This window comes from Syntrophorhabdus sp., assembly GCA_012719415.1.
Classification (GTDB): domain Bacteria; phylum Desulfobacterota; class Syntrophorhabdia; order Syntrophorhabdales; family Syntrophorhabdaceae; genus Delta-02.
This window is the reverse complement of sequence record JAAYAK010000310.1, coordinates 1-12,854: the sequence shown is the minus strand read 5'-3', so window position 1 is coordinate 12,854 and position 12,854 is coordinate 1. Positions and strand designations below refer to the sequence as shown.

At 56.9% G+C, this 12,854-nt stretch carries 15 protein-coding genes; 8 read left to right on the top strand and 7 right to left on the bottom strand.

Annotation, left to right across the window (positions count from 1 at the left end):
- Positions 1-19 precede the first annotated feature (19 nt).
- The 8 genes from GXX82_17295 (at position 20) to GXX82_17260 (ending at position 7,853) form a co-directional block, all read left to right on the top strand.
- Complete coding sequence (locus GXX82_17295) at positions 20-394, top strand: desulfoferrodoxin (protein NLT24801.1); 375 nt, start codon at positions 20-22, stop codon at positions 392-394.
- Positions 395-409: 15 nt separating this feature from the next.
- Positions 410-985, top strand: a complete 576-nt coding sequence (locus tag GXX82_17290) for a rubrerythrin family protein (GenBank protein ID NLT24800.1) — start codon at positions 410-412, stop codon at positions 983-985.
- A gap of 261 nt (positions 986-1,246) precedes the next feature.
- On the top strand, positions 1,247-2,062 hold the full coding sequence (locus GXX82_17285) for a hypothetical protein (GenBank protein NLT24799.1): 816 nt from the start codon (positions 1,247-1,249) through the stop codon (positions 2,060-2,062).
- A gap of 132 nt (positions 2,063-2,194) precedes the next feature.
- A complete protein-coding gene (locus GXX82_17280; GenBank protein ID NLT24798.1) occupies positions 2,195-3,853 on the top strand; it encodes an arginine--tRNA ligase in 1,659 nt (552 codons plus the stop codon).
- Positions 3,854-3,916: 63 nt separating this feature from the next.
- Entirely contained in the window at positions 3,917-4,546 is a 630-nt protein-coding gene (lepB, locus tag GXX82_17275) for a signal peptidase I (protein ID NLT24797.1), read from the top strand.
- 58 nt (positions 4,547-4,604) lie between these two features.
- The gene (locus GXX82_17270; GenBank protein ID NLT24796.1) at positions 4,605-6,266 is read left to right on the top strand and encodes a tetratricopeptide repeat protein; all 1,662 of its coding nucleotides are present in this window, start codon (positions 4,605-4,607) and stop codon (positions 6,264-6,266) included.
- A complete protein-coding gene (locus GXX82_17265) occupies positions 6,263-6,817 on the top strand; it encodes a hypothetical protein (protein NLT24795.1) in 555 nt (184 codons plus the stop codon). The genes GXX82_17270 and GXX82_17265 overlap by 4 nt, the downstream gene beginning before the upstream one ends.
- On the top strand, positions 6,801-7,853 hold the full coding sequence (locus GXX82_17260) for a DUF362 domain-containing protein (protein ID NLT24794.1): 1,053 nt from the start codon (positions 6,801-6,803) through the stop codon (positions 7,851-7,853). Before GXX82_17265 ends, GXX82_17260 begins: the two co-directional genes overlap by 17 nt.
- A gap of 174 nt (positions 7,854-8,027) precedes the next feature.
- Here the strand turns inward: GXX82_17260 and GXX82_17255 are convergent, their stop codons facing one another.
- From GXX82_17255 to GXX82_17225, 7 genes are all read right to left on the bottom strand, one after another.
- Positions 8,028-8,528, bottom strand: a complete 501-nt coding sequence (locus GXX82_17255) for an Hsp20/alpha crystallin family protein (GenBank protein ID NLT24793.1) — start codon at positions 8,526-8,528, stop codon at positions 8,028-8,030.
- 32 nt (positions 8,529-8,560) lie between these two features.
- A complete protein-coding gene (locus GXX82_17250) occupies positions 8,561-8,965 on the bottom strand; it encodes an Hsp20/alpha crystallin family protein (protein ID NLT24792.1) in 405 nt (134 codons plus the stop codon).
- 12 nt (positions 8,966-8,977) lie between these two features.
- Positions 8,978-9,424 carry an Hsp20/alpha crystallin family protein gene (locus tag GXX82_17245; GenBank protein NLT24791.1) on the bottom strand — a complete coding sequence of 149 codons (447 nt, stop codon included), beginning with the start codon at positions 9,422-9,424 and terminating at the stop codon, positions 8,978-8,980.
- Between the two features lie 216 nt (positions 9,425-9,640).
- The gene (locus GXX82_17240) at positions 9,641-9,895 is read right to left on the bottom strand and encodes a DUF3343 domain-containing protein (GenBank protein ID NLT24790.1); all 255 of its coding nucleotides are present in this window, start codon (positions 9,893-9,895) and stop codon (positions 9,641-9,643) included.
- Positions 9,882-11,021, bottom strand: coding sequence for an aminotransferase class V-fold PLP-dependent enzyme (locus GXX82_17235; protein NLT24789.1), 1,140 nt, complete (start codon positions 11,019-11,021; stop codon positions 9,882-9,884). The genes GXX82_17240 and GXX82_17235 overlap by 14 nt, the downstream gene beginning before the upstream one ends.
- Positions 11,022-11,053: 32 nt before the next feature.
- Positions 11,054-11,635: a sulfurtransferase-like selenium metabolism protein YedF gene (gene yedF, locus GXX82_17230; protein ID NLT24788.1), complete on the bottom strand. Its 582-nt coding sequence runs from the start codon at positions 11,633-11,635 to the stop codon at positions 11,054-11,056.
- A 188-nt stretch (positions 11,636-11,823) separates the two neighbouring features.
- The gene (locus GXX82_17225; GenBank protein NLT24787.1) at positions 11,824-12,810 is read right to left on the bottom strand and encodes an electron transfer flavoprotein subunit alpha/FixB family protein; all 987 of its coding nucleotides are present in this window, start codon (positions 12,808-12,810) and stop codon (positions 11,824-11,826) included.
- Positions 12,811-12,854 lie beyond the last annotated feature (44 nt).

Genomic DNA, 12,854 nt, shown 5'->3' with positions numbered 1-12,854 from the left:
ATCGAAAAAGGAGGCGCACATGGCTGAAAGACTTCAGGTATACAAGTGTGAGATATGCGGGAACATCGTTGAAGTGCTCCATGGCGGAAAAGGGGCGCTCGTCTGTTGCAATGAGCCCATGAAACTCCTCATGGAGAACACCGTCGACGCTTCGACGGAGAAGCACGTGCCCGTGACCGAAAAGGGGGCCGACGGGATCACGATAAAGGTCGGCAGCGTCGCCCATCCCATGGAAGAGAAGCATTATATAGAATGGATCGAGGCTATCGTCGACGGAGCGGTGTACCGGCGTTTTCTCAAACCGGGCGAAGCGCCCGAGGCTTTTTTCCCCGTCAAGGGCGATGCCGTGACGGCGAGGGAATACTGCAATGTCCACGGCCTGTGGAAGAACTAGAGAGCGGAGGACGCGATGAAGAGCATAAAGGGAACACAGACCGAGAAGAACCTCCTGGCCAGTTTCGCCGGGGAATCACAGGCGCGGATGAGATACACCTATTTTTCATCCCAGGCAAAGAAGGACGGTTTCGAGCAGATATCCTTCATTTTTTCCGATACCGCGGACAACGAAAAGGAGCACGCGAAACGCTTCTTCAAGTTCCTCGAGGGTGGCGAGGTGGAGATCACCGCCGCCTACCCGGCCGGTGTCATAGGCAGCACAGCGGAGAACCTGAAGGCCGCGGCGGCTGGCGAGAACCTGGAACACACTGTTCTCTATCCCGAGGCGGCGAAGGTGGCCGACGAGGAAGGCTTTGAGGAGATCGCGACGGTCTTCCGGGAGATAGCCAGGGTTGAAATGGAACATGAGAAACGCTATCGCAAACTCCTGAAGAACGTGGAGACGGGGCAGGTCTTCAAGAAGCCCTCCGTGGTCAAATGGCGCTGCAGGAACTGCGGCTACGTGTACGAAGGAGCGGAAGCCCCTGATCTTTGCCCGGCGTGCGCCCACCCGCAGGCGCACTATGAGGTCCTGGCCGAGAATTACTGACACCGCGTCCGTGTGCGTGTGCTGAGGACCCGTACCCTTCCCTGTCCGCGCACACGGGCTTTTCCCTTAATTCTCCTTGACATAGAGCGTTTTCATCTGGTACCTTTCTTTGCATTGAACAAATTCCAGAAGAACCAAGGAGATTTGCGGCATAAACTCCTCGTTTTGTGATATTATCTTCCTGCCCGGCCCGACCTGAGAGGCGATTGATGAGCCAGGGGCCGCCGGGTGGAACGAGGGGGATGTCGTCAGAGAACGTTCATGAAAATAGCCGGAATACAATTCGCCTGCACCAGGGACAAGGACAGGAACGTCAACACCGCCATCAAGCTTCTCAATGCAGCCCTTAACGAAAAGGCAAAGATCATCTGCTTCCAGGAACTCTTCAACCAGTACTGGTTCCCGAAGGATCGGGATGAGAGTGCCTTTGCTCTGGCCGAATCCGCAGGTGGCGACACCGTCGGGCTCTTCAAATCGCTCGTGAAGGGAACGGACACGGTCATCATTCTGCCCATCTTCGAGAAGGTGGAGGACCATCACTTCAATTCGACGGTTGTCATCGAAGGCGACAGGACGCTCGGGACATACCGGAAGCTCAACGTGACGGACATACCGCTGTGGGAAGAGAAATTCTACTTCGCACAGGGGGACACGGGACTTCCCGTCTTCGAGACAAGCCATGGCAAGTTCGGCATACAGATGTCGTGGGACAATTTCTTTCAGGAGGGTACGAGAATACTGGCGCTCAAGGGGGCCGATATGGTCTTCGCGCCCACCTCGTGCGCTTTCAAGTCCCAGCACATCTGGCAGAGCGTCATCTCTTCCAACGCGATCACGAACGGGGTGTATGTCATGCGCGTGAACCGCGCGGGCAGCGAAGAGGCACAGGATTTCTACGGCATGAGCTTTTGCGTCAATCCCGAGGGGGAGTTGATCGGCGGGCCCACGGGCAGGTCCGACACGGTCCTTCTCGCCGACGTAGACCTCGACCGGCTGAAGCTCATTCGGCGCGAGTGGCCCATATTAAAAGAGATCAAGCCCGGATTGTACGGCGAGATCCTTGGAGGCAACCTGTGAGCGACGAACCTACTCTTTGTGTTGTTTGCGCATGGCGCGAGGAGTGCAAGAAAAAGTATCTCCAGGGGAAAGACGTATCCCTGCGGTGCCCCGATTTCACACGGGACCTTCAGATAAAAAAGGACAAAGTGGATGCTGAGATCGATAGCGGCAAAGATAATAAATAACGGTATAGAGGATGCGCAACGCTCGGGTTCGATACCCCCTGATGCAAGACTGAACTTCATCATCGAAACTCCCCGGGAGGAAGGGTTCGGGGACTATTCCACGAACGTCGCCTTCATTCTTGCCCCGCAACTGAAGAAGAAGCCCCTCGACATCGCGAACATGCTCGTGGAAAGGATGCAGGGCTCCGACCTTTGCCAATCCGTCGCCGTGGCCGGGGCCGGTTTCATAAACTTTTCCCTCAGGGGCGCTCTATGGCAGCAGCTTCTCAAGGATACGGCCTCAAAGGGGATCGAGAGCCTCTACCCCAATGTGGGCGGCGGGAGGAAGGTCCTCATCGAGTTCGTCAGTGCCAACCCGACGGGTCCCCTGCACATCGGGCACGGCAGAGGTGCGGCCGTCGGCGACGTGCTGGCCAATCTCCTCAGGAAAACGGGGCACACTGTGGGCAGGGAGTACTACATCAACGACGCGGGGAGACAGATCAGAACGCTTGGCCGTTCCACCTTCCTGAGGCTCAAGGAGCTTAAAGGCGAAACGGTGGAATACCCTCAGGACCTTTACCAGGGCGATTACGTTCGGGAGCTTGCCCGCAAGGTCATGGACGAAGGCATCGCAGTGCCTGCCGGGGAGGAGGAGGCGATCGATCTTTTGTCTGTCTACGCGAGCTCCCACATTATGGAGGGCATCAAGAACGACCTCAGGGAGTTCGGCGTCGCCTTCGACAACTACTTCCTGGAGTCGTCGCTCTACGCCTCAGGCGTTGTGGATGAGACCCTTGCCATCCTCAGGGAGCGGGGCATTGCCTTTGAACGGGACGGCGCCCTGTGGTTCAAGACGGACCTTTTTGAAAAGGATGAGGACAGGGTCCTCGTCAAGTCCGACGGAGAGAACACCTATTTCACATCCGACATCGCCTATCACCTCGACAAGTTCAAGCGTTCCTACGAGGTCCTCGTGGACATATGGGGTTCCGACCACCACGGGTACATCCCCCGCCTCAGGGCATCCGTCCAGGCCTTGGGGAGGAACAAGGAAGACCTGAGGTTTCTGCTCATCCAGTTCGTCACGCTCATCAAGGACGGTAAACCGGTGGGGATGTCGACGCGCTCCGGTGAGTTCACGACGCTCAGGGAGGTCCTCGATGAGGTCGGTCGCGATGCCTGCCGTTATTTCTTTCTTATGCGGAAGAGCGACGCCCACCTTGAGTTCGATCTCGACCTGGCGAAGAAGACATCCAACGAAAACCCCGTTTACTATGTCCAGTATGCCCACGCCAGGATAGAGAGCATCTTCCGAAACGCCCGTGAGGCCGGCATCAACACGGACGATCTTGCCGGCGCGGACTGCGGCCTTTTGACCCTGAAGGAAGAGCTCGACCTTATACGCTGGATAACTCGCTATCACAGCGTCCTCGAAGGCGCTGCCAGGAGTCTTGAGCCCCATCGCGTCACGTTCTACCTCATGGAACTCGTGGGCAGGTTCCACAGCTACTATAACAAGACGAGGGTGCTCGGAAATGACGCCGCGCTGACCCGCGCCCGCCTCCTCCTGATGTCCACCCTTCAGGGAGTGATCAGGGATGGCCTCGGCCTCGTCGGTGTCTCGGCGCCCGAGAAGATGTGAGCGTGAGCCCCCCTTTCATCGCACGTGTTGCCGCCCGGCAGGAAAGAGGTATAAGGAGCGTTAATGGAAAAGAAGAAGACCAAGACCAGAGAGTACATTGAATCGATCCTCATCGCCGCGCTGATCGCCCTTCTCGTGAGGAGCTTCGTGATCCAGGCCTACAAGATACCCTCGGGCTCTATGGAGCCCACCCTGCTCGTCGGGGACCACCTGCTCGTCAACAGGATGAGCTACGTGGTCAAGATGCCTTTCATCGACAACGTGCTTTTCACCACGGGGAAACCGAAGCGCGGGGACATCATCGTTTTCCGGTATCCCGAGGACCCCACCAAGGACTACATCAAGCGTGTCATCGCCACGGGTGGCGAGACGGTGGAGATCAGGAACAAGGCCATATTCATCGACGGAAAGAGGATAAAGGATACCTGGGGACATTTCAGGCCCGAGCCGGCCTCGCGCGGTTTCCTGCCCTTCATCGACAAGGACAACATCCCTCCCGTCAAGGTACCGCAGGACTGCTATTTTGTGATGGGTGACAACAGGGACAACAGCCTCGACAGCCGGTACTGGGGTTTTGTTGAAAAACGGCACCTTGTAGGCAAGGCGCTGATCATTTACTTCTCCTGGGACAGCGGCGCGATGAGCGCGGTCCAATACGTGCGGTGGTCACGCATCGGCTGGCTCATAAAGTAGGGCTCGACGCCATCCCATGATTAGATTTCCCCTCCATTCTGTGCTATCATTCAGGGTGATGAGAATATCGGCGATCCTTGTCTCATTCATGTTCCTTTTCTGTGCCCAGCTCCACGCGGCAACCCGTTCGGATTCCGTATACTTCTTTCTCAGGGGGTATTTCAGCGAGGCACTCGGGAGATACGATGACGCCGGGGAATACTACCGCAAAGCGCTGAAGGATGATCCCGGCTCCGCTGAGATCAGGACTTCCCTTGCCTCTCTTTTCGTGAAGCGAGGGGAGATTCAGAAGGCGGAGGAGCTCCTCAACGAGACAATAGCACTAGCCCCCGCGAACCGCGTCGCGCTCATGATCCTCGCGGGCATTCACGCATCGAAGGGGGTCACATACAAGGCCAAGGCCCTCTACGAGAAGTGCATAGAGCTCAATCCCGAGGACACCGAGGCCTACATGTATCTGGGCTCCATCTATATCGGGGAGAAGAAGTACGGCGACGCCATCACCATCTACGAAAAGGTGCTCGCCTATGATGATGACAATATCATCGCCCTTTATTACACAGGCCGGCTGCACGGTGAGGCGAAGGATTATGACAGGGCAAAGACCTACCTGGCAAAGGTGCTGGAGATAAAGCCGAACTTCACCCCCGCCCTCCTCGACCTCGGCACCATATATGAGATCGAGGGCAGTCTGGAGAAGGCCGTCGAGTATTACCAGGCCGTCATCTCCTATGACCCGAACGACAAGAAGGCACGATCGAGGCTCGCCACGATATTCATACGGCAAAAGGAGTACGACAAGGCCATAGGCAAGTTTGAAGAGCTTTCCGACCTCGACCGCCAGGACCTGTCCTTAAGGATCCGCATCGGCCTGCTCCACTACGAAAAGGCCCGGTACGACGAGGCTATACAGGAATTCAACATGGTCCTCGCCAGCAAGCCCGACAACTACACGGTGAGAATATACCTTGCCATGTCCTGGAGGGAAAAGGGGGATGTGAGGAAGGCCCTCAATGAACTCTCCAAGATCGATCCGAAGGCGGAGGAGTTCCTGACGGCACTGAAACAGATGACCCTGATCTACATCAAGTCGGGGACCATAGACGAGGGTATAAAGACAATAACGGGATACCTGCCGGGCATGGACAGAAAGCCCGACCTCTACATCCTCTTGTCCATGCTCTACGAGGAGAAGAACGATCTCGCCGCTGGCATCAGCGCCCTTGAGGAAGCGCGGCGGATCGAGCCGGCGAACCTCGAGGTCCTTTACCAGATCGGCATGCTTCACGAGAAGAAGGGCGAGTCCGAAAAGGCTCTCGCCATCATGAATGACGTCCTTGCCATTGACCCGGAATATCCCAATGCCCTCAACTTCGTGGGCTATTCCCTCGCTGAGAAGGGTGTCCGTCTCGACGAAGCGGAGGCGATGATACGCAGGGCCTTGATCAAGCGGCCGGATGACGGGTATATCATCGACAGCCTTGGCTGGGTCTTCTACAAGAAGGGTGACCTGAGGGCCGCCCTTGAGGAGATACGAAAGGCGAACAATCTCATGCCCGAGGACCCCACCATCCACGAGCACCTCGGGGACATCTACTCGGCCTTGAAGGATTACGGCAACGCTGTCCATCACTACGAGAGGTCGCTGGCCCTGGAGAAGGATCCCTCAAAGAAGAATTCCGTCGAGCAGAAGCTCAGGATACTGAAAGAGAAGAAATGATGCGCAGGAGCGTCCTTCTTCTTGCCCTCTTGCCTTTTCTATTGATCGCCTGCACGCATATGGGGAAAAGACCCGTTTCCATATCGTGGCCGGAAAAGTTTGACTATCTTGAGGCCCTTTGCGAGATAGACGTCATGCTCAAGACCCGGCAGTACACGGGCGATATGTCCCTCAGGGCCATGTATCCGGACAGGCTTTTTCTCGAGGTCTACGGGCCTTTTGGCAACACGGTGCTCTTTGTCGACCGGTCCGTCGACCACTTCATCATGAAGACCGATGAGGAGGAGCTGACCGACGAGAATGAGTTCTACAGGCTCTTCCGCATCCGCATCACGGACATAATCGAAGACCTGACCCTCAAGGGACCGCTCGGGAGCGAGGACGGTCATCTCGTCAGAGAACGCCCCGAATACACGGTATCGTATCACCTGAACGATAGGGATAACAGGATCTGCTGGAGACTTCGGGAGGGTGACCTCTGCATGAAGTTCCTTGAGGTCAGTTTCTCCCGGGAGAAGTCATCTGGAAAAGGTGGTGGCGGGGAGGAGTGACTCCTATGACCCGCGGGAGATCAAAAGCTTTCTTGAAGGAGCATTCAGCCGGATCGACCTCGACATTTCGGCGCGCAGCGTCCTTGTCAAACCCAACCTCCTTGCCTCGAAGGCCCCCGACCGGGCCGTAACCACCCACCCCGATTTTCTTCGTGCCCTCATTGAACTCCTTGTCGACCATTCCTGCACCGTCTGTCTGGGGGACAGCCCGGGATATGAGTCGCTGGACCGTGTCCTCAGGAACGGGGGCTATGCCGACATGCTCCGGGAACTTGCCGTCCAGGTGGTCCCCTTCACCAAAGAGGCAGTAAAAAGGGGAAGCGGGATATCGCCCTACAGAGACTTTCTTTTCGGTGAGGACCCCGACAGGTATGAGGTTGTCATCAACGTGCCCAAGCTTAAGACTCACAGCATGATGGGTATGACCCTCGGGGTCAAGAACACTTTCGGGTTCATCCGGGGGTTCGCCAAGGGGCGGTGGCATCTTCGCGCCGGAAGGGACAGGGGCCTCTTCGCGTCGATCCTGGTTGACATTCATCGCCTAGTTTCCCCAACGGTGACCGTCCTCGACGGGGTCGTGGGCATGTGCGGCGACGGGCCGTCGAACGGCGATCCCGTGACCTGCGGCATAGTCGCTGTGTCACGGGACGCCTTTGCCCTCGATGCCTTCATAGAGGGCCGTCTCTGTCCCGGCGTGATCCTTCCCATCACTGCCTGCGCGGCCCGTCACGGCCTCATCCCCCCGTACGAGGTGATCGACCTTGGATCGCCTCCCGCCCCGGCCCGTTTCCCCATGCCCCGGACATGCGATACCGACTGGAACCTGCCCCGTCCCGTTAAGAGACTCCTCAGGAACCTCCTTACGAGGAAGCCGAAGGCGGACCCGGGGACCTGCCGGCTGTGCGGCATATGCGCAGAGGTCTGTCCCGCCGATGCCATACACCTCGGCGAACGGTTTCCCCTGTTCGACTACCAGGCCTGCATTCGCTGCTACTGCTGCCAGGAGATGTGCCCGCATGGTGCGATAAGGACGTAGACGCATGTTCCAGGTCTCAGGTTCCAGGTCTCAGGCAAAAAAAGACGTTACTTTAAGAGTGAAGGTTCCCGGAGATCGTCGGTGTGGGTGGAGCACAGGCAGGTCACGGACCCCTCTAGCGGTGACCGTTGTCTGTGTGGTGGGGTCTGTGACCTGCGGTGTGTTACGGGTCCTCTACTTCCCTGATGTTTTGACCGGGATCTTCTTTGCCTCCTTGAGGGCCTTCTCGGTCTTCGGGATCGTGATGGAGAGGACCCCTTTCTTGTAGTTTGCCTTGGCGCCGTCCACATCCACCTCCACGGGAAGAGGAATGGTCCTCGTGAACGAGCCATACACGCGTTCCATCCGATGGTAGCTGCTGCCCTTCTCTTCGGTTTCGTCCCTCTTCTCTCCCCGAACGGTGAGCGAGTCCTGTGTAATGGACACGTCGATGTCTTTTTCGTTCATGCCGGGAAGCTCTATGGTCACCTTGAGGTCCCTGCCGCTGTCCGCCACGTCGATGCTGGGGTTGAACATCGCGGGTGTCGTGGTGAAGGGGCCGATGTCAAACCCCCGGAAGAAGTTATCGAACAGCCTGTCTATATTGTTCCGCAACGACAGGAGGGGGCTTTCCTCCGGGGACCTGATGGTGTCCCGGCTTTTCTTTGCCAGCGGTGAGATCCTTCTTGTCGTCATGATCGTACCTCCTGTGTGTCTCACGTCATGTTTCATCCCGCCTTCACGGCGATCTTCCTCATTCTCGGGGCATCGTTCTTGGGCATGACCAGTCTGAGAACGCCATTCTTCACGTGAGCCTCGATATTCTCCCTGTTGATCTCTCCTGATATGGTGAATATCCTCTGGTAGTCACCGACGCCGTATTCCGCGTGGGTAAGCTTCATCTTCTCGGGCAGTTTCCAATCGACCCTCCCGTAGATGGTCAGGACGTTGTCGTCGAGGGTTACCTCCACGGAGCTCTCATCGACCCCGGGCATGTCGGCGATCACGACTATCTTGTCCCTGCCCTCGATGATGTCGACATCGGGGTTATATATCTTCGCTGCCCGCGTCCTTTCCACAAGATCTGCCTCAGCGGCCTCTTTCTTCTGTATCTCCTTCGTTTTGTCAGCCATTGCGCACCTCCTTCAGGCGGATTTGATGGTGATCTTCCTGGGTTTCTCCGCCTCTGACCTCGGCAGCCGGATCGAAAGGATGCCATTCGAGAAGTCGGCCGCGACCTTGTCAGCATCGATCGTGAAGGGAAGCTCTATGGCCTTGCTGAACTGGCCGTACCAGCGTTCGCGACGGTGATAAGAATTGCCTTCCTCCACCTTGTCGGGTTCCCTGGAGCCCTTGAGTATCAAGGTCTTGCCGATGACGGAAATGTCAATGCCGCCGGCCTCGATGCCCGGGATCTCCGTTGTCACCAGGGTTTCCTCCCCATCGTTCCATATATTCACCGCGGGGAAGTCACCTGTTGAGGGAGAAACGAATCTGGACAGGACGCGGTTCATCTCGTTCTCGATGCGCTGGAACTCCGACCAGGGGTCAAGGCCTCTGCCAAACATGCCAAAACCATCTGTCCACAACATGACAACAACCTCCTTTATCGGTATTTCCTCTTTGTGAAATTAATGTGTTCACTCACATATTTTTTGTCAAGTGGTGGAAAGAGACTGTAACCGAATGAATCCAATCAGATTACTAAAGCGGCCGCAATGAGGGGAGGAAGATGGGAAGAAACCTGGTCATCGGCACGAGAGTCCGCGGAGCGTGAGGAGGGGCGCCAGCTTAAAACCTGGAGGCCGTCAGATCCCGAGATCGACCTGTTCGTAGGTCTCTCCGTCGAAGACGAAGCATTTCTCGACCCCCATATTCTCCAGATACTGCCGTGCATCGACCTCATCGGTATCAAGGCGGATGCACATCCCGCAGTCGGAGCTGAGGTTTCTTGGCACCGGCACGAGTTCATGCTTGACATCCTGCTTCTTGAGCGTCTTCTCTGCCCGGAGGACGTCATGGATAGTGCGAAAAAGAATGATGGAGTATCTATTCCCCGGCAATGTCCCTCACCGCCTCGACAAAGGCCTGTATGTCATCGTCACTGGTAAAATACCCCGGTGACGCCCGGAGTGCCCCGTTTGGGAACGTACCGACCGTCCTGTGCGCTGCGGGGGCGCAGTGAAGACCTATGCGGACATACATGGACCTCTTGTTCAGCTCGTAGCCGACCTCCGAAGGGAGCCTGCCTTCAATGTTGAAGGCAACGGTGGCCAGATATGTCGCCCCGCCCCTATCGTTGTGGCCGTACACCACGACCCCGGGAAGGTCCCTCAGGCCGTCAACGAGCATGCGCCGAAGTGTCTGTTTCCTGTCGAAGATCCTCACGGGACCTTCCTTTTGGATGAAGGTCAACCCGCCAAGAAGCGACGCGATCCCCGGTGTGTTGGGTGTCCCGCATTCGTACCTGTCGGGCAGGAATGAGGGGTGTTCGATCGATTCTGACTTACTGCCAGTTCCGCCGAACTTGAGCGGCGTCAGTTCGATGCCCGGTCTCACGTAAAGGGCACCGACCCCCTGGACTGAAAAAAGTGACTTGTGCCCTGAAAAACAAAGGATATCAGCCTGCATCGCCTTCATGTTAAGGGGCATGGACCCCATCGTCTGGCAGGCATCCACCACGAGAACCGTCTCGCCGACGGCATCCCTGACACCGTCGAGGGATTGCACGGTGCCCGTTACATTCGATCCATGATTGATCACGACAACTGCCGTGTTCGGCCTGAGAGCGGACCGGAGGTCACCGGCATCGAGAGATCCCCCGGGTGAACAGGGCACGGCCGTGTACGATATCCCGCGCTCGTGACGCAAGAACTCGAGGGGTCTCATGACGGAGTTGTGTTCCATGCTCGTCGTCACGACATGGTCGCCTTCCCTGAGAAGCCCGAGAAGGGCCATATTGAGGGACTCCGTTCCGTTCTGGGTGAAGATGAGACGTTCGGAATCGGTCATACCGATGAAGGCAGTAAGCCTTTCACGGGTCTCGAAGATCACCCTCGCCGCCTCGAGAGACAGGGTGTGGCCGCTCCTGCCTGGATTGCCGCCAACATTCAGGACGAAGTCATTGAGAAATTCAATGGTTTCCGGTGGCTTTGGAAATGATGTTGCCGCGTTATCCAAATAGATCATTGATGGCCCCTGAGCCCGGGTGATGTGCCGGCTCAAGGCCTGATCACGTTCGTGGCTTCGCTGAATGAGGTCATGATCTCGAACATGTTGCTTGTCCTCCCCACGGCAACACTGTCCTTGAGGTGAAAATAATCAAGACAGGTACCGCATGCGATGACCTCCACGCCGAGAGCTTCGATCTCCTTCAGAATGCCCAGGTACTCGGAATCCGCCACCACGTTCCTGACACCCGCGTTGACGAACACGATCCGCCAGGGGCGGACCTCCAATTCCTTGAGGGTACTCAGGAAGGACCGCATGAGGACCCTGCCGAGCCCGTCGTCCCCTCTTCCCATCGTCTCGGTGTCGACGTAGACGAGAACCTTCTTCTGCGTCCCGGACTGTTCCGCCATCGCCCCGCCCTCTTGCAGGCAACCCTCGACCCTGTAAACGTTGCCTTCCTGCAATACCGTTGTCGCATAGCCCCGTGATCCCAGGAAACGCCGCACATTTTCGCTGGCAGTCGGATCATCCACGACAACCTCGACCTCATCAACCTGTCTGCTCTCGATAAGCTTTTTCGTCTCGATCACAGGCACCGGGCACGTCTTCCCCTTCAGATCAAGTTTTTCCATGGCGCTATTCTAATAGAAAAGCCCCCTGAGGGCAAATGAATAATAGGAATGGAAAAGAAGGGAATAATAGAAAAAACGTTTCAGGTCTCAGGTAAGAGGGACATACCGGTATTGCTCTTCAGCCTGAGACCTGAAACGTGAAACCTGAAACAAAAAAAAGGGGAGGGTCTTAGCCCTCCCCTTTTGCTTTACCTGCCCAGTTTGGATTTGAATTTCTCTATCATCTTCGGAACAACCTCTTTGTAGTCGCCGACGATGCCGAAGGTCGCGGCCTTGAAGATGGGCGCGTCGGGATCCTTGTTGATGGCGACGATACAATCAGATGTCCTCATGCCGGCGAGGTGCTGGATGGCGCCGGAGATACCGCAGGCGATGTAGATCTTCGGTTTGACGGTCTTTCCGGTCTGGCCCACCTGGTGCTCGTAGGGGATCCATTCGGAGTCGACAGCCGCGCGGGACGCGCCCACTGCGCCGCCGAGAAGGTCTGCCAGCTGCTTAACGATCTCAAAGCCCCCCTCGTTCCCGAGGCCGCGGCCGCCGGAAACGATGATGTCAGCCTCAACCAGGTTGACGGAGGTCGCTGACTTGATGAACTCGACGACCTGTGTGGACAGATCGGCGTCCGCGAGCGCAAAAGACTCTTTCACGACCTCGGCGCTCTTGGAGGCGTCCTTTTCCGGCATTGCGAAAGCCTTGGGCCTCACCGTGGCGATCTGAGGGGCTGCCTTTTCATTGACGACGGAAACCGTGTAGTTGCCGCCGAAGGCCGCTCTCGTCATCTTGGCCTTGCCGCCGTCGACGGCGAGTCCGATCGTGTCCGTGCAAAGACCGAAACCAAGCTGCGCCGCCGCCGCTGCTGCCACGTCGGTACCCATGACGGTGGCCCTGAAGAGGGCGATCTCAGGTTTGTATTTGTCCAGAAGAAAGGCTGCAGCCTTCGCGTATGCCTCGCCCCTGAAGGTCTTGAAGACATCTCCTTCCACGGCATAGACCTTGGCCGCGCCGTAGGCTCCCGCCTCTTTCGCGAGGTCGTCCACCTTGTCGCCGATCACGAAGGCGGAGACGCTGGAGCCGAAACCGTCGGCAAGCTGCTTGCCTATCCCGAGAAGCTCGAAAGACATCGGTGCAATGGCACCGTCTTTATGTTCTATGTAAACCCATACATCGTTAGCCATTGTTCTCTCCCTCCTCCAAGTTATTTTATAACTTTCAAGTCAAT

Coding starts and splice junctions, on each gene's coding strand:
- yedF (NLT24788.1), bottom strand. CDS start 11,635: ATGGAAAAACTTGATCTGAAGGGGAAGACGTGCCCGGTGCCTGTGATC.
- GXX82_17225 (NLT24787.1), bottom strand. CDS start 12,810: ATGGCTAACGATGTATGGGTTTACATAGAACATAAAGACGGTGCCATT.
- GXX82_17255 (NLT24793.1), bottom strand. CDS start 8,528: ATGACGACAAGAAGGATCTCACCGCTGGCAAAGAAAAGCCGGGACACC.
- GXX82_17235 (NLT24789.1), bottom strand. CDS start 11,021: ATGATCTATTTGGATAACGCGGCAACATCATTTCCAAAGCCACCGGAA.
- GXX82_17285 (NLT24799.1), top strand. CDS start 1,247: ATGAAAATAGCCGGAATACAATTCGCCTGCACCAGGGACAAGGACAGG.
- GXX82_17265 (NLT24795.1), top strand. CDS start 6,263: ATGATGCGCAGGAGCGTCCTTCTTCTTGCCCTCTTGCCTTTTCTATTG.
- lepB (NLT24797.1), top strand. CDS start 3,917: ATGGAAAAGAAGAAGACCAAGACCAGAGAGTACATTGAATCGATCCTC.
- GXX82_17250 (NLT24792.1), bottom strand. CDS start 8,965: ATGGCTGACAAAACGAAGGAGATACAGAAGAAAGAGGCCGCTGAGGCA.
- GXX82_17245 (NLT24791.1), bottom strand. CDS start 9,424: ATGTTGTGGACAGATGGTTTTGGCATGTTTGGCAGAGGCCTTGACCCC.
- GXX82_17280 (NLT24798.1), top strand. CDS start 2,195: ATGCTGAGATCGATAGCGGCAAAGATAATAAATAACGGTATAGAGGAT.
- GXX82_17295 (NLT24801.1), top strand. CDS start 20: ATGGCTGAAAGACTTCAGGTATACAAGTGTGAGATATGCGGGAACATC.
- GXX82_17290 (NLT24800.1), top strand. CDS start 410: ATGAAGAGCATAAAGGGAACACAGACCGAGAAGAACCTCCTGGCCAGT.
- GXX82_17270 (NLT24796.1), top strand. CDS start 4,605: ATGAGAATATCGGCGATCCTTGTCTCATTCATGTTCCTTTTCTGTGCC.